15 protein-coding genes are annotated in these 15,237 nt (G+C 67.0%); 9 read left to right on the plus strand and 6 right to left on the minus strand.

What is annotated here, in order from left to right; translation table 11 throughout:
• Positions 1 to 20: 20 nt before the first annotated feature.
• The 4 genes from ACVWY0_RS06965 to ACVWY0_RS06980 are packed head-to-tail and all read left to right on the plus strand — an operon-like array spanning position 21 to position 4,027.
• On the plus strand, positions 21 to 1,019 hold the full coding sequence (locus ACVWY0_RS06965) for a Gfo/Idh/MocA family oxidoreductase (protein WP_485836039.1): 999 nt from the start codon (positions 21 to 23) through the stop codon (positions 1,017 to 1,019).
• Positions 1,016 to 2,077 (plus strand): Gfo/Idh/MocA family protein, encoded by a 1,062-nt coding sequence (locus ACVWY0_RS06970; RefSeq protein ID WP_485836040.1) that lies wholly within the window; start codon positions 1,016 to 1,018, stop codon positions 2,075 to 2,077. The genes ACVWY0_RS06965 and ACVWY0_RS06970 overlap by 4 nt, the downstream gene beginning before the upstream one ends.
• Before the next feature lie 37 nt (positions 2,078 to 2,114).
• Positions 2,115 to 3,230 carry a Gfo/Idh/MocA family oxidoreductase gene (locus ACVWY0_RS06975; RefSeq protein ID WP_485836041.1) on the plus strand — a complete coding sequence of 372 codons (1,116 nt, stop codon included), beginning with the start codon at positions 2,115 to 2,117 and terminating at the stop codon, positions 3,228 to 3,230.
• Entirely contained in the window at positions 3,230 to 4,027 is a 798-nt protein-coding gene (locus ACVWY0_RS06980) for a TIM barrel protein (protein ID WP_485836042.1), read from the plus strand. Before ACVWY0_RS06975 ends, ACVWY0_RS06980 begins: the two co-directional genes overlap by 1 nt.
• A gap of 9 nt (positions 4,028 to 4,036) precedes the next feature.
• Here the strand turns inward: ACVWY0_RS06980 and ACVWY0_RS06985 are convergent, their stop codons facing one another.
• Positions 4,037 to 5,059, minus strand: a complete 1,023-nt coding sequence (locus ACVWY0_RS06985; RefSeq protein WP_485836043.1) for a LacI family DNA-binding transcriptional regulator — start codon at positions 5,057 to 5,059, stop codon at positions 4,037 to 4,039.
• Between the two features lie 134 nt (positions 5,060 to 5,193).
• Here ACVWY0_RS06985 and ACVWY0_RS06990 point away from each other — a divergent pair, with 134 nt between their 5' ends.
• Positions 5,194 to 6,228 (plus strand): Gfo/Idh/MocA family protein, encoded by a 1,035-nt coding sequence (locus tag ACVWY0_RS06990; RefSeq protein WP_485836044.1) that lies wholly within the window; start codon positions 5,194 to 5,196, stop codon positions 6,226 to 6,228.
• Between the two features lie 77 nt (positions 6,229 to 6,305).
• Here ACVWY0_RS06990 and iolB read toward each other — a convergent pair whose 3' ends face one another.
• Together iolB and ACVWY0_RS07000 are read right to left on the minus strand one after the other, a co-directional pair.
• Positions 6,306 to 7,199, minus strand: coding sequence for a 5-deoxy-glucuronate isomerase (iolB, locus tag ACVWY0_RS06995; RefSeq protein WP_485836045.1), 894 nt, complete (start codon positions 7,197 to 7,199; stop codon positions 6,306 to 6,308).
• A gap of 16 nt (positions 7,200 to 7,215) precedes the next feature.
• Positions 7,216 to 7,956: a GntR family transcriptional regulator gene (locus ACVWY0_RS07000; RefSeq protein ID WP_252563916.1), complete on the minus strand. Its 741-nt coding sequence runs from the start codon at positions 7,954 to 7,956 to the stop codon at positions 7,216 to 7,218.
• A gap of 184 nt (positions 7,957 to 8,140) precedes the next feature.
• Between ACVWY0_RS07000 and ACVWY0_RS07005 the strand changes: the two genes are divergently transcribed.
• On the plus strand, positions 8,141 to 8,611 hold the full coding sequence (locus ACVWY0_RS07005) for an SRPBCC family protein (protein WP_485836046.1): 471 nt from the start codon (positions 8,141 to 8,143) through the stop codon (positions 8,609 to 8,611).
• A 9-nt stretch (positions 8,612 to 8,620) separates the two neighbouring features.
• Positions 8,621 to 9,754, plus strand: a complete 1,134-nt coding sequence (locus tag ACVWY0_RS07010) for an LOG family protein (protein WP_485836047.1) — start codon at positions 8,621 to 8,623, stop codon at positions 9,752 to 9,754.
• A 23-nt stretch (positions 9,755 to 9,777) separates the two neighbouring features.
• Here the strand turns inward: ACVWY0_RS07010 and ACVWY0_RS07015 are convergent, their stop codons facing one another.
• Positions 9,778 to 10,917, minus strand: coding sequence for a VIT1/CCC1 transporter family protein (locus ACVWY0_RS07015; RefSeq protein WP_485836048.1), 1,140 nt, complete (start codon positions 10,915 to 10,917; stop codon positions 9,778 to 9,780).
• Positions 10,918 to 11,185: 268 nt separating this feature from the next.
• On the opposite strand from ACVWY0_RS07015, the gene ACVWY0_RS07020 reads away from it, so the two are divergent.
• Positions 11,186 to 11,410 carry a hypothetical protein gene (locus ACVWY0_RS07020; protein WP_485836049.1) on the plus strand — a complete coding sequence of 75 codons (225 nt, stop codon included), beginning with the start codon at positions 11,186 to 11,188 and terminating at the stop codon, positions 11,408 to 11,410.
• 113 nt (positions 11,411 to 11,523) lie between these two features.
• On the opposite strand, the gene ACVWY0_RS07025 is transcribed toward ACVWY0_RS07020, so the two are convergent.
• Positions 11,524 to 13,065, minus strand: coding sequence for a sodium:solute symporter family protein (locus tag ACVWY0_RS07025; protein WP_485836050.1), 1,542 nt, complete (start codon positions 13,063 to 13,065; stop codon positions 11,524 to 11,526).
• A gap of 286 nt (positions 13,066 to 13,351) precedes the next feature.
• Between ACVWY0_RS07025 and ACVWY0_RS07030 the strand changes: the two genes are divergently transcribed.
• On the plus strand, positions 13,352 to 13,927 hold the full coding sequence (locus tag ACVWY0_RS07030; RefSeq protein ID WP_058929916.1) for a helix-turn-helix domain-containing protein: 576 nt from the start codon (positions 13,352 to 13,354) through the stop codon (positions 13,925 to 13,927).
• Positions 13,928 to 14,100: 173 nt separating this feature from the next.
• On the opposite strand, the gene ACVWY0_RS07035 is transcribed toward ACVWY0_RS07030, so the two are convergent.
• On the minus strand, positions 14,101 to 14,925 hold the full coding sequence (locus ACVWY0_RS07035) for a DUF559 domain-containing protein (protein ID WP_485836051.1): 825 nt from the start codon (positions 14,923 to 14,925) through the stop codon (positions 14,101 to 14,103).
• Between the last annotated feature and the right edge of the window lie 312 nt (positions 14,926 to 15,237).

The following is a 15,237-nucleotide window of genomic DNA, read 5'->3' on the forward strand; positions in this document are numbered from 1 at the left end:
ATGGACAGGACAGGACCAACATGCCGATCCGGGTAGGCGTCATCGGCGCCGGAATCATGGGCGCCGACCACATCAGGAACCTCTCCACCACTATCGGCGGTGCCGAGGTCACCTTTGTGGCAGACCTCGACGCCGGCCGTGCCGCGGCAGCTGCACCTCCGGCCGCCCGCATCACCACCGATCCCTCCGAGCTGATCAACTCCAGCGAGGTGGACGCCGTCGTGGTTGCCTCCCACGACGCCACCCACGCCGGGCTGGTGCTGGAATGCTTCGAGGCGATGACCCCGGTGTTGTGCGAAAAGCCGCTGGCACCCACACTCCTGGAAAGCCTCGAGGTGGTAGCGGCGGACGCCGATATCGTGGCCGCCACCGGAGCATCCCTGCTCTCACTGGGCTTTATGCGGCGCTTCGACCCCGGCTACGTGGCCCTGCGCCAGTCCGTGCAGGACCGGGTCCAAGGTGAGCCCCTGATGGTCCACTGCACCAGCCGCAACGCCGCTGCGGGCCCCGGCACCACCTCGGAATCGGCCATCACGAATTCGGTCATCCATGAGCTGGACATCATTCCTTGGTTGCTGGACTCGCACATCATGGAGGTGTCATGGCAGGCCGGGCGGAGCTCACGCCATGCCGAAAGCGGGCTGCAGGACCCGGCCTTCATGATGCTCCGCACCGCCGACGGGACGGTGACCACGCTGGAGCTGTTCCTGAACGCCCGGTACGGCTACACCACCAGCTGCGAGGTTGTCTCGGAACTTGGCACCACTGGCCTGAAGGAATCCGCGCTGCTGGGCATCCGGCAGGACGGCATCGGCCGGACAGGAATCCCCGCGGACTGGCGCCCGCGCTTTGCCGACGCGTACCGGCTGCAGCTGCAGGCCTGGATCTCAGCGTTGGCCCAGGGGGAACAACCACCCTTGGCCGGGGCGCAGGATGGCCTCAACGCCTCGCTCGTGGCCCAAGCCATGATCCAGTCCCTGCACAGCGACGGTGCCTACACGAAAGTGAGCTACTCGTGAGCATCTCCGCCCTGCCCGTCTCCCGCGTGCCCGGTCCGCGGGATGCCCCGGTGTTGCGCTGGGGGATCATGGGACCCGGCTGGATCGCCGAACGCTTCACCGAATCCGTCCAGGCGCACACGGACCAGGTGATCGCCGCTGTCGGGTCACGTTCGCTCAGCCGGTCCAAGGCATTCGCGGACGCTTTCGACGTGCCCGCGGCCTACGGCAGCTACGAGGAGCTGGCCGCCGCCCCGGACATCGACATCGTCTACGTCTGCACGCCACACAACTTCCACCACAAGGCCGCGGTGCTCGCCCTCGACGCCGGCAAACACGTGCTGGTCGAGAAGCCGATCGGCCTCAACGCGGCGCAGGCCCGGGACATCGCCAAGCGGGCCGAGGCCGCCGGGGTGTTCGCCGCCGAGGCCATGTGGAGTTTCTTCCTGCCCAAGTTCGACGTGATCCGGCAGATCCTCGACGCCGGGACCCTGGGCACCGTTACCACGGTTTTTGCCGAATACGGCGAACACTTCGAACGCAGCCACAGGATCTTCGATCCCGCGCTGGCCGGCGGCCCGCTGCTGGACCTCGGCACGTACCCGCTGGCCCTGGTCACCGAGGTCCTGGGTCTGCCGGAAGAGCTGCATGCGATCGGCCAGCCCCACGAATCCGGGGTCAACGCCCAGCTGTCCGCCATCATGCAGTTCGCCGGCGGCGCGCAGGCCGTGGTGAACACACACGTGCACAACTTCACGCCCACTTCCGCCACTATCGTCGGTTCCCAAGCCACGCTGACTATCGACGGTCCCTTCAACATGCCCGGTGGCTTCGAGGTCCGCTTCCCGGACGGGACCCGGCTGCGCCATGACGAACCGTCCGGCGGCCACTTCGAAGGACTGCACTACGAGGCAACGGCCGTGGCCCGTGCCGTGGACGCAGGCCAGACGCAGGCCGGCCAGCGGACCCTGGCAGCCTCCATCCGCACTTTGGAGATCGCCGATGCAATCCGTCGCCAGCTGGGCGTGGTGTTCCCGGGCGAAAGTGCGTTCCCCGGCGAGGAAACCGCCCGCCCCTGATTCATTATCTGTTCTGACCATCGAAAGGACGGGCCCAATGGCCTACATCGAACAGCATTCCGCAGGACTCTCCGCACTCGTGAAGGTCGGGCTCATCGGCTCCGGCTGGATGGGGGCGTTCCATGCCGAAAGCATTGCCCGCCGCGTCCCCGGCGCTATCCTGGCGGCCATCGCCGACCCCAATGTGGAATCCGCGCAGGCCCTTGCCCAATCGCTGGGCACCGGAAAGGTCACGGCCGACGCCGCAGACATCCTGGCCGATCCGGAGATCGACGCCGTGGTCATCGCGAGCCCGGCCCGCTTCCACTCCGCCCTGATCACCCAGGCTGCCGCCGCGGGCAAGCACGTCTTCTGCGAGAAGCCCGCGGGCCAAGGCCTGGACGAACTCGACGCCGCGCTGGCCGCCGTGGAGGCCGCCGGAGTGCATTTCCAGATTGGCTTCAACCGCCGCTACGCGGAAGACTTTCAGACCGCCAAGAGGGACCTCGCCGCGGGCATCGCCGGCCAGCCGCAGCTCCTGCGCTCGCTGACACGCGACCCCGGGACCGGCAGCATCCCGAACGCGGCCAGGGTCCCGGCCTGGACCATCTTCCTGGAGACCCTCATCCACGATTTCGATACCCTCAACTGGTTCAACGAAGGCGCCGAGCCGGTGGAGGTCTATGCCGTGGCCGACGCCCTCGTGGAACCGGAGCTGCGCGATCAGGGTTTCCTGGACACCGCGGTGGTGACCATCCGTTACAGCAACGGCGCCATCGCCGTGGCGGAAGCAAACTTCAGTGCCCTCTATGGCTACGACATCCGCGGAGAGGTTTTCGGTTCCAAGGGCATGGTCCAGGCCGGCCGTGCCACGGAAACCGCCGCACGCAGGTACACCGCCGGCGGACTGTCCGCGGACACCCCTCGCCTCAACGTGGAACTCTTCCGGCAGGCCTACACGGATGAACTCGCCGATTTCGCCGCCACGGTTCGTGCGCAGCGGGACGGCACACCGCCGCCGTCGGGCGCTTTCACCCTCACCCCCGGCGCCGCAGACGCCCGCCGCGCGCTGGCCATGGCGCTGGCGTGCATCGAATCGGTCAAACAGGGCGGCCCGGTGGCTGTGGCCGCAGCCCCTGTGGCGCTCCGTGACGACGCCAGGGCCGGCGTCTGATGCGGCTGGCCGTCTGCGCGGAAATGGTCTTCACGGACCTGCCGTTTGTGGAACGGGTGCAGCGGATCCACGAAGCCGGATTCGACGTCGAGATGTGGGACTCCAGGGGCAAGGACCTGGCCGCGCTCAAGGCCACCGGCGCGGTGTTCTCCTCCATGACCGGGTACACCTCCGGAAGCGTGGTGGACCCCGACACCGCCGACGACGTGGTGCGGACGGCCGAGTCGCTGATCCCGACCGCTCTGGAGCTCGGCGTCAGCCGCATGGTGGTGCACTCCGCGGAGCTCATCGATGGCCAGGCGGCCCGCCCCCTCTACCGGTCCACCGGCCGCATGTGGAGCACCGGGGCGCGGACCCTGGAACGGCTGGGCAGGCTGGGCGGGAAATACGGCGTGACGTTCTGCCTGGAGAACCTCAACACGATCCTGGACCACCCCGGCATCCCGCTCGCCCGTGCCAAGGACACCCTGGCGCTCGTGGAAGCAGCCGGGCACCCCAACGTGAAGCTCATGCTGGACCTGTACCACGCACAGCTGGGGGAGGGGAACCTCATCGAACTTGTACGGACCGCCCTGCCGCACATCGGCGAAGTCCAGGTGGCCGACGTCCCGGGGCGGTGCGAACCCGGAACCGGGGAGATCAACTACCGGGCCGTGGCCAGGGCGCTCGCCGACGCAGGCTACAAGGGGACGGTGGGTATGGAAGCCTGGGCCAGCGGTGACGACGAGGAAGCCCTGGCGGCCTTCCGGGCGGCGTTCACGGTGCAGGACGCCAGCGTCCAGATCGCCTCGGCATAGGCGTGCCGTTCAGGCGTGAGGGGCGGCGGTGCTGCCCCTCACTTCCAGCGTCGGCACCAACAGTTCGTCTGGGGGCAGCGTGCTACCGGGCTCCAGCCGTGCGATCAGGAGTTCGGCCGCCCGCTGCCCTGCGGCAAAACTGGCCGTGTCCACGGAAGTCAGGCTGATCCGGCGCAACCGCGCCAGCGGGGTGTTGTCGTAGCCTGCCACCGAAAGATCGGCAGGAACGGCGAGCCCGCATTCCTCGGCAGCCGAGAGGACCCCCAGTGCCGCCATGTCGTTGACAGCGAACACCGCTGTGGGCCGGTCGCCACCTGACAGCAGCTCGAGGGCGGCACGGTGGCCGCCCTCTTCGCTCAGGTCTCCCGGCACCGTCCGGATGAACTCCGCCAGGCCGGCGGCCCTCATCTCAGCCTCATACCCCCGACGGCGGGCAATCCCGACTGCGGTGGCCGGTGCCCCCACATGGGCGATGCGGCGGTGCCCCAGCGCAATCAGGTGAGCCACCGCGAGGCGCGCCCCGGCGTCGTCGTCGTTGGTCACGACGGTGACGTTGGCACCCGGGCCGGTGGGCGCTCCCAGCGCGATGGTTGGCACCTGCAAGGCTGCTGCCGTCAGGCCGGGGCTCTCCGGCATGGTCCCCACCAGCACCAGGGCCTCGATGTTCATCTCCAGAAGTTTCTTCAGCAGGGATTCGCCGCTGCGGCTGTCCAGGCGGAAGTCGCCCATCAGCATCTGCAGGCCGCGCTCGTTGAGGGTGCTGTTGAGCCCTTCCACCGCGCTGACGAACCAGGGGTTCCGCATGTCGTTGAGTACCACGCCCACGGTGCGGCTCCGCGATTCGCCGAGGGCCCGGGCGGCCGCGTTCGGCCGGTAGCCGAGTTCCAGGACAGCATGCTCGACGGCGGTGCGCTTGGCCGCGCTGACGTAGCCCGTACCACGCAGCACGAGGGACACCACCGATTTGGACACACCCGCGGCGGCGGCCACGTCCAGGATGGTGGCCGCGCGTTTGCGTTCAGGGGCAGTCACAGCGTCCTCCAGTTTGTTAATACAAAGTCTTGACTCCGAATGCGGATTCACCTACTCTAGCAAGACAATGATGGAACGTTCCAACATTGTTTGTCTGCCCGGATTCCGGGGCCGCTACTGCATGCGAGGGAACTATGAAGGACGTCATTCTCGGTCTGGTCGGAGTGGGGCGCATCGGCGTGATGCACGCGAACAACATCGCCGCGCTCAACGGAGTTCTCAACCCGGAGGGCATCAACGTCAGGCTTCTGCTCACCGACGTCGCCGAGGACCACGCCAAGGGCATTGCGGCCGGCCTCGGTGCCGGCTTCCTGCCCTCGGTGGAGGACCTCATCGCCGCCGGCGTGGACGGACTCGTCATCGCCACGGGGACCGCAACCCACCCCGAACTGATCAAGGCGGGAGTGGACGCCGGAATCCCGGTCTTCTGCGAAAAGCCGGTGGCCATGAACGTGGCGGACGCCCTGCCGGTGCTGGACTACATCCGCGACAACAACGGCGTGGTGCAGATCGGCCACCAGCGCCGCTTTGACCGCGGCTACCTTGAGGCCAAGCGTGCCTACCAAGCGGGCGAGCTGGGCTGGATCCACTCCCTGCGCGCCGTCACCTGCGACATGGCGCCGCCGCCCGTGGAGTTCCTCGCCAGTTCCGGCGGCCTGTTCCGCGACTGCTCCGTCCACGACTTCGACATCCTCCGCTGGCTGACCGGCCGCGAGATCGTGGAGGTCTACGCCAAGGGCTCCAACAACGGAGACCCGGCCATCGGCGCAGTGGGAGACGTGGACACGGCGCTGGCACTGATCACGTTCGACGACGGCACGGTCGGTACCGTCTCAGCCACCCGCTACAACGGCGCCGGCCACGACGTCCGCCTGGAAATCCAAGGCTCCAGCCGTTCGCTGATGGTTGGGCTCGATGAGCACACGGCCATGGCGTCGGCCGAAGCCGTGATTGATTTCCCCGCCGGAGAACCCCACAGGACCTTCGCCGAACGCTTCGACCAGGCGTACCGATCCGAAATGGCCGCGTTTGTGGAGCTGATCCTGGGCCGCCGGGAGAATCCGTGCACCCCGGAGGACGCCGTGGCCGCCTCCCGCGTGGCGGACGCCGCCCAGGAATCACTGGCCACAGGCGTCCCCGTCAGGGTGGCCATCAGCCTAGCCAGGTGAGCATACCGCTGCCATGAAAAATGCCCCTCCGGAATCCGTTCCGGAGGGGCATTTTCTTGATCTCTAGCGCTTGCTCTCTAAGCGCCGAACGGCAGCCGGGGATCGATGTCCTGGCCGTCCCAGCTTTGGCGGACCCAGCCGTGGTGCGGGTCGTCGCTGATGAGCCATTCGCGGACCGGGCCGGGTCCGGCCATCACGTTCAGGTAGTACAGGTCGTAGCCCGGGGCCGCCATGGCGGGGCCATGCCACCCGTAGGGGACCAGCACAACGTCGCCCGTGCGGACCTCGGCGGCAACGTCGATGGGACGCTCATCCGAGGCGTAGACGCGCTGGTAGCCGATGGCGTCGGCGTCGGCGGGTGCGCCGGAGCCCGCAGCCACCTGCGTCTCGAAGTAATAGATCTCCTCGAGGTTCGTTTCGCCGTCCTTTTCCTCATCGTGCTTGTGCGGAGGGTAGGAGGACCAGTTCCCGGCGGGGGTCAGGACTTCACACACGATGAAACGGTCAGCCTCAAGGGCCGCCGGCGTGCCGAAGTTATGGACCTGGCGGGAGCAATTGCCGGCCCCGCGCAGTTCCACAGGTGTCTCCGCCGCCGTGACCAGGCGCGTGGGATAGGAGGCCTTTGCCGGTGCGGTGGCGACCGCCACCCGTCCGCCGTCGGACGAGCTGATGCTGACGGTCCGGCCCGTGCCCGAGTACAGCACGTCGCTGGGGCCGTGGAACACGGACGCCCGCCCCTTCAGGACATAGTCTTCACCGTCGACGGAGACGGTGAAGGAGCCGTTGAGGGGAACCACAATCCGCTCCTCGTCCGCTGCCGGGAGAACGACGTCGGCCCCTGCAGTTAAGGTAGCCACCTTCAGGCCCGTATGGGCCCAGCCATCCACGGCCAGGGTTGAATCGGAGGTTCCGAGCGAGATATCCCAGTCGCCGTCGTTGGCGGTTCCCAGTGGGTAGACCCAGTTAGTCATTGATGTATTCCTTGCGCTATCGCTGTACGAGTGTCATTTCAAAGCTGTACGAATCCGCCCGGTACACGTGGTGTCCGGTTTCCACCCGTCGGCCGGCGTCGTCTGTTGCGGTGCGCTCCATGGTGACCAGGGCGGAACTGACCTCGGCCTCCAGCAGGCGCGCCTGGTAGTCGTTGGCGATCATCGCGCCGATTCTTTGCGAGGCCAGGCGGAAGTTGACGCCGCCGCGGCGGAGAATGGCGTAGAGGCCCTCAGCGGCGAGCATGGCTTCGTCCATGCTCGCGATGTCGTCCCGGACCCAGTTCTCCATCAGGGCAAGGGGCTTGCCGCCCACTTTCCGCAGGCGGGTGAAGTGGTAGACCTTGGAGCCGGCAGGCAATTCGAGGGTGGCGAGCGTCGCTGCGTCGGCCTCCACGTGGGAGAAGGTCAACACCTGGGTGGTGGGCTTCTTGCCGTTATTGGAGAGGTCATCGAACAGGCTGGAGAGCTCCAGGGGGCGGCGGACCTGGCTGGAGACCACCTGGGTGCCCACGCCGCGCTTGCGGACCAGCAGCCCCGAGCGGACCAGTTCATCCATGGCTTTGCGCATGGTGGGCCGGGACAGGTTCAGCTGGGCCGCGAGATCGATTTCGTTTTCCAGCCGGCTGCCGGGTTCCAGGATTCCGCTGTGAATGGCAGCCTCGATACCCTGTACCACCTGGTGGTACAGGGGCACCGGCGAGGAACGGTCGATGATGAGACCAAGTTGATTCGCCACTAAATATTCCTCGTTCCATGCCGGAAGCTGGTGCCCGCCCGAGGCCCGGGAGGGCATCCATGTCCTAGTATGTTCGCTTGATAGGACATACTGCCTTAATTGATAATATCAGCCGAATTTTGGCGGTCAAGGCTGCCACTGGCGGGCGCACCGCCATTCGTGCACATAGTCCTAGGCTGGGGGGATGAACAACCGATACCTCGTGTCCCGTCAACGCTTCATCGCTGCCCCGCCCGACGTGATCTTTGAAGTGCTGGCCACGCCGGCGCTCCACAGTGCGATCGACGGTTCCGGCACCGTGAAGGGCGCCCAGCCGCGCGGCCCGGAACGGCTGAGCCTCGGAGCCCGCTTTGGCATGGAAATGAACATGGCCGTGGACTACAAAATCCTGAACACGGTCTCCGAATTCGAGGAAGGCAGGCGCATTGCCTGGCGCCATTTCTATGGCCACATCTGGCGCTACATCCTGGAACCGGCCACCGGCGCCGACGGTACTGCCGGCACGCGCGTCACCGAACAATGGGACGCCACTGCGGTCCGTGGGAAGTTTTTCCTTCGGCTGGCAGGATACCTGCGCCGCCACCCCGTCAGCATCGAAAAGACGCTGGCCCGGCTGGAACAGCACGTCACCGGCGCGGCCGGACTGGCAGGCTAGGTCCGTGGCGTGAACCCCTACGGCGGCCTGGTCCCCAGCCCGCGGACCCTAGAGGTTGAGAGCCTGGACGCCTTCGACCGGCTGCTCGCCGCCGGCGCGGTGGCCATGCACGGCTGGCACGCCCAGTCCCTGGACCTGCGCGGCCGGAACGCGGCGCTGGAAACCCTGGACGTGGAGGGTGCCATTTTCCTGGGCTGCACCTTCGACCAGGGCGTTGAAGACGGGCTTCGTCGCCGCGGCGCACTAATCTTCCCCAGGCTGCAGGGTGTGCCGTTCGATCCCTACCGGGCCCGGCTCTATACACCGCAGGAACTGTACGCCGGCCTGGAAAACTCACCCTATGAGGAGCTGCCTGACGCCCTGGTGTATCAGTGGAGCATCCGCCCGGGGCAACGCAACCGGCTGGACGCCACACTGGCCTCGGCGCTGCATGACCACGCCATCGGCGACGCCTTGGACGAGTTCACTCACTCGGACCCCTACGCCGGCCGCACGACCGTGGGCGTGATGGGCGGGCATGCCGTCCTGCGGGGAACCCCGGACTTCGCTCAGGCAGCCGAGCTGGGCAGGCTCCTGGCGCAGAGCGGGCGGATGGTGGCAACCGGCGGCGGCCCGGGTGCCATGGAAGCGGCGAACCTCGGCGCGTATCTCAGCCGCGTTCCGCACCCGGAGTTCACGGCGGCGCTCGCCGGCCTTGGAGCCGTCCCCGGCTTCCGCCCCTCGGTGTCCGCGTGGGCACGCGAGGCGGCCGCCGTCGTCGAACGCCATCCGGGCGGAACGCCGTCGCTGGGCATCCCCACCTGGTTCTACGGGCATGAGCCGCCGAACTACTTTGCCACGCACATCGCCAAGTACTTCGCCAACGCCATCCGGGAGGCGATCCTGCTGGAACTGTGCGACGGCGGCATCATCTTCCTGCCGGGAGCGGCCGGTACCGTGCAGGAAATTTTCCAGGACGCCTGCGAGAACTACTACAGCGCCCGCGAAGCCGTGACGCCGATGGTGCTGGTGGGACGGCAGCACTGGGAGCACGAGTATCCCGCGTGGCCAATGCTCCGGCGGCTCGCTGCCGGACGGGCCATGGAGGACCGGATCTTCCTGGTGGACAGTGTGGACGAGGCGCTCGCGGTGCTGGGCGGCTGACTATTCCGGCGTACGGCGGGCTGCTAACCCACCACGGTGCCGAAGGCCAGCCCCAGCACATAGGTCACGGCGGCGGCGCCCAGGCCGATGCCCAGCTGGCGCAGCCCGCGCGTCAGCGGCGACGTTCCGGACAGCAGGCCCACGATTCCGCCGGTGGCCAGCAGCGCCAGCCCCACCAGCACCGCGGCCACTACCAGGGCGGCCACCCCGGTCAGGCCGAACAGGAACGGCAGGATGGGGACCACGGCGCCGGACGCGAAAAAGCAGAAGCTGGACAGCGCCGCCCCCCACGCGGTGCCCACGGCCTCGTGCTGGTCTTCGGCCTCCGGCAGCTCGGGCTGGAGCGACAGGCTGGGATCGCAGTCGCAGCTCAGCAGCCCCATGCGTTCGGCCACACGGTGTTCAGCCGTTTCGTGGGACATCCCGCGCGCCAGGTAGACGAGCATCAGTTCGTTGTGTTCGATGTCCAGTTTCGGGGCGGCCGCGAGGGTGATCTGGGTGGGACGCGTGGCTGCCAGGAGCTCGCGCTGGGACCGCACGGAGACAAACTCGCCCGCGGCCATGGACATGGCACCGGCGAGGAGCCCTGCCACACCGCTGAGCAGCACCACCCCGCTCGCCACTCCGGAAGCGGCCATGCCCACCACGAGCGAAAGGTTGCTGACCAGGCCATCATTGGCGCCAAAAACGGCGGCACGGAACGTCCCGGCGAGCCGGTTACGGCCACGGGTTGCCAGGCCTCGGACCACTTCCTCATGGATCTGTTCGTCCGCCGCCATGGCGTCCGTGGCGTTGGGTTCCAAGGCGTAGGGGGAGCGGCCTTCAGCGCGCTGGGCGAGGGCCAGGACGAAAACGGAGCCGAAGTGGCGGGCCAGGAAGCCCAGGAACTGGCTGCGGAGGGACGCCGGCCGGGACTTTTGGGCGTGGTCGCCGAGGAGGCGCAGCCAGTGGGCCTCGTGCCGCCCCTCGGCTTCGGCGAGGGCCAGCAGGATGGCACGTTCTTCGCCGTCGCGGTTCTGGGCGAGATCGCGGTAGACGGCGGCCTCTGCCCGTTCGTCCGCCAAGTACTGGCGCCACCGGCGGATGTCGGCCGGCGTGGGCTGCGGCGCGGATGGAATGGATTCCGCGGGCCGGGCTTGGCTGGGATTGGGGTGCTGAGACACGCAAGGCTCCTGTGCTGGATGGGCATGGTTCGGCCCCTTTGCACCGCCCAGCTTACCGCGGAATTCCGCGGATTTTCGGCTGGCTGCCCTCACTGCGGAGTTTAGGTTTCCCTCAAAATTCGGCGGTCTGCCGCGTGTGCCCGGACGGGTTGCGCCGGCTCTTGACCGGGCTCAACGGCGGTGCTGTGATGAAGGAGTGGCGTCCGCCCGCGCCCACCGGCGGCGCCTATCAACAAAGCACGTCAGGCGAACAAACGGAGGTCGAATCATGAGCACCACCGGACAGCACCCGGACATGCCGCACCTGGAATCTGTTGAATCGGATCCCGCTTACGACTACGCCGAGGACGTCCCCATCAGCGTGGACGACTGGGACGCCGAGGACGAATTCCCGGACGCCGAAAAGGTGGTGGTTCCCACGCCCCCGGTGGCAGTCGACGCCGAGGAGCGCGTGGTTCCACTCGATGAGGACGAGTTCCGCGGAACCGAATAGAACGAACGACGGCGGCACTCCGGTTCGCGGGGAAGCGAAGGGGGATGCCGCCGTCGTACTTAACTCAGTGAAGCTGCGGGCTCAGTGGCCGCCGGTGATCGAGCCTGTCGAGATTAGTGGGTCGGGTGGCTGGCGACCGGGTGGGCCTCCATGGGCAGCTCTTCGGTGACCGCTCCCGCGACCCGCTTCTCCCAGGCCCCGCGGACCTCGGGGTCCGTGGGAGGCGTGAGCAGCGAGATCACGATGTAGGAAACCAGCGAGGCGCCGAGGCCCCAGTAGATGGGTTCGTTGGCGTAGACGCCGTCAGCGCTGGGGATGACCCCTACGGCGTACATGGTCAGCAGTGCCAGGGTCAGTACCGAGCCAACGGCCATGGACCAGGCGGCTGCGATGCCGGTGCCGCGCTTCCAGACCAGGCCGCCGAGGATGGCCACCAGCAGGCCGCCCACCAGGATGTCGTAGGCGATGGTCAGTGCCACCACGACGTCCTGCGCCGCCATGGAGATCAGTACGGCTACGATGCCCAGGCCCAGGACCCAGTAGCGGTTGGCCCTGACGTCGTGCTCGGGGTTTTCGGTGTCGTCGGTGTTGATCGTCTTGCCGAACCAGCTGGCCACGAACGGCACCACGTCGGCGCGGGCCACCGTGGCGGCTGCGATCAGGGCGCCGGAGGCGGTGGACATCATGGCGGCGACTGCGGCGGCCATGACTAGGCCGCCGATGCCGATCGGCAGGAGCTGGGTGGCGACCTCGGCGTAGACAACGTCCTTGCCGAGGTTGGCGACGTCGATGTCGGGCAGGGCCACGCGGGCGGCGAGGCCGATCAGGGCACCGGCGACGCCGTACAGGATGCAGTAGACGCCGGCCGTTGCGCCGCCCCAGCGGGCCACGGTGGGGGTCTTGGCGGTGAAGACGCGCTGCCAGATGTCCTGGCCGATCAGCAGGCCCAGGGTGTAGACCACGAAGTACGTGATGATGGTCTGCATCCCGATGCCATCAAGCTGGAAGAAGCTGGCGTCAACGCGGCTGCGGATGCCGTCGAAGCCGCCGGCGGCGTTGAGCGTGAACGGCAGCATCAGGGCGAAGATGCCTACGGTCTTGATGATGAACTGCACCTGGTCGGCCAGGGTGATGGACCACATGCCGCCGATGGTGGAGTAGACCAGGACGATGGCGCCGCCGACTGCGATGGCGAGCCAGCGCTCCCAGTCGAACAGGACGACGAAGATGGTGGCGTAGGCGCCGGTGGAGGTGGCGCAGAGCATCAGGGTGTAGGCCAGCATCACGATGCCGGAGGTCTGGGTGGCGCGCTGGCCGTAGCGCAGGCTGAGCATCTGGGAGACCGTGTAGATCTTCAGCCGCTGGATGGTGCCCGCGAAGAGCAGGCTCAGGAGGAGCACGCCCGCGCCGATGGCGACCACCAGCCACATGCCGGAGATGCCGAACTTGTAGCCCAGGCCGACACCGCCGACGGTGGAGGCACCGCCCAGGACGACGGCGGCCATGGTGCCGGTGTAGAGCAGCGGGCCGAGGCGTCGTCCTGCAACCAGGAAGTCACTGTTGTTCTTGGTACGGGACTTGCCCCACCAGCCGAAGGCCAGCATGGCGATGAGGTACACCACCACGATGGCGATGTTGACGAAGTTAGCGTCCATTTGGGGCTCCTTGGAGCTGATCTGCAGTGTGTCTGGAATCCCGGCGGCGCTGCTGGGGAAGCCGGTATTCCGCTGCTCTTGTGGAAATTGGGAGGAAGAGTTTCCTCAAATATTGCCTCACAGGCAACACTTGTTGCCAAGAAGCGTATGCTGTGACCGACGCAACAGTCAAGGGCGGCCGTAGCATCTGTTGTTCGTCGCGGCGTCCGCCACGTCACGCGGGTCGGCTGGCCATTAGGATTGCTCCAGAGATGGGGCCGCACTGCCGGCCACGAAAGGTCTGCACATGAAGGCACTGCCAGTTGAGCCGAGCAACGTTCCGGTTGCCATCGGTTCCCGAATCCGTGCCGCCCGGCAGTCGCAGCGGCTGACCATCGAGCAGGTTGCCGACGCCACCGGCCTGACCAAGGGCTTCCTTAGCCGCGTGGAACGTGACCTTACGTCGCCGTCGGTCGCGTCCCTGGTGACCCTGTGCCAGGTCCTGTCCATCTCGATCGGCGACTTGTTTGTGGCCCCGGAAACGCACCTGACCAAGCGGGACGAAGGCCCACGGATCTCCCTGGGCGGCGAAGGCATCGTGGAGCGGCTGCTGACCGCCCGTTCCGAACGGCGCATCCAGATCATCCAGGCCGTCATCGAGCCGCATGGCCGCGGCGAGGCTGAGCTTTACGCCGTGGACTGCGACGTGGATGTGCTCCATGTGATCAAGGGGCGCATCCGGCTGATCCTGACCAACGAGGAATACGAGCTCAGCACCGGCGACACCGTGACATTCCCGGGCCGCGAACCGCATACGTGGGTCAATCCCACCGACGAGGCCGTCGAAGTTCTCTGGGTCCTGGTCCCCGCCGCCAGCAGGTAGGTCTTCCTTCCACCGCTCTCTGCCGCGGGCGGTCCTGCCCTCCGCCGCGCGCTCCGTGCGTTCCTGCCCAGTTTGTGGCCCGTTTTCTTCTGGCTTCGCACCGGCAATCCCAGCGTGACCCCGGAAATCAGCGGTTCGTCTCAGGTGCTCGCCTAGGCAACTGGGCAGGAATGTCACGGCGCCGGTCTCTTCAGGGCGATGACGGCTTGGATCTCTGCCACAACGCGTTCGGGTTGATACCAGATGACCTCCGGCGGGTAGCGCAGCACAGCATAGCCATTCACTGTTGACGCGTTGTTGCGCGCCAGGTCTTGCCGCAGGGCTTTCCTGGTCGAGTGGAAGGCGAAGCCGTCTACTTCTACGATCAGAAAACCCTCGATGAGGAAATCGACGCGCCCGATTCCCGGAATTTGAACCTGTGCATCAAACGCGATGCCGTTGGCGCGGAACAGGTGTTGGGCGTCGACTTCCACGATGGATTCGGCGCGCAGGTCCAGCTCACGCAGCGCCGTCAGCACGGGACGGGATCGATCTCCTCCGAGCTGGTCCTTCAAAAGCTCGAGCGGTACGCCGTGCAGTCGGATTGCCGAGGTGGCGATTGCCGTGGAGGCCGGGGCGGGCAGGCATCCGATGGCATGCAGCACCACATCTTCAACTGCGGCGAGGGGCAGTGTGGGGTGCGGATTGAACCTGCTGGTCCGGTGCCGGATGAAGCCTCTGCCGTGGCCATGGTTGCAGGCCAGGTGGTGTTCGGCTGGCGGGTCCCGCAGCCACAGCCCATAGTGGTCAGCTGCGCTGGCGCAGGTGAGCCGGGCGTTGTGCCGGACTGCGGCAGCGAGATCCTGGTCGCAGTCCGGAGTGAGGAAGATGCCACGGCGGGGCTGGGTGACGCCGCGCGCCGTCAAGCGTTCGATGTCCGTCCTGGAGTAACCGGCGCTAAGCAGCTGGGCGGTGCGGGCAACTCCGCCGGTCCGTTTGAGGAATTCGTAGATGTCCATGGGGTCATTCCAGGCGTCCCGAACTGGTTCCGGAAGGCGAACCAAGCAGTATGTGGGTAACCCGCCCAGCCTGCGCTCGACGCTCCTGCCCAGTTGCTCGGGCCGCGGGCAGGCTGCCTGCCACGGAGGGCCCCGTGATTCCGCGGCGCGGCGGGCCAGATGGCGGACGGCGCATGGACAGCCCCGGAGGCAACTGGGCGGGAGCGATCACCGAGAACCCGGCCAGGAGAGTTTTGTAAACAACTGATGCGCATAAGAAAACTTCAGGCTATGATGGCAGTCACACCCGCCGATCAATCCTCGAAGGAGAGG

It is taken from the genome of Arthrobacter sp. UYNi723, from assembly GCF_054057635.1.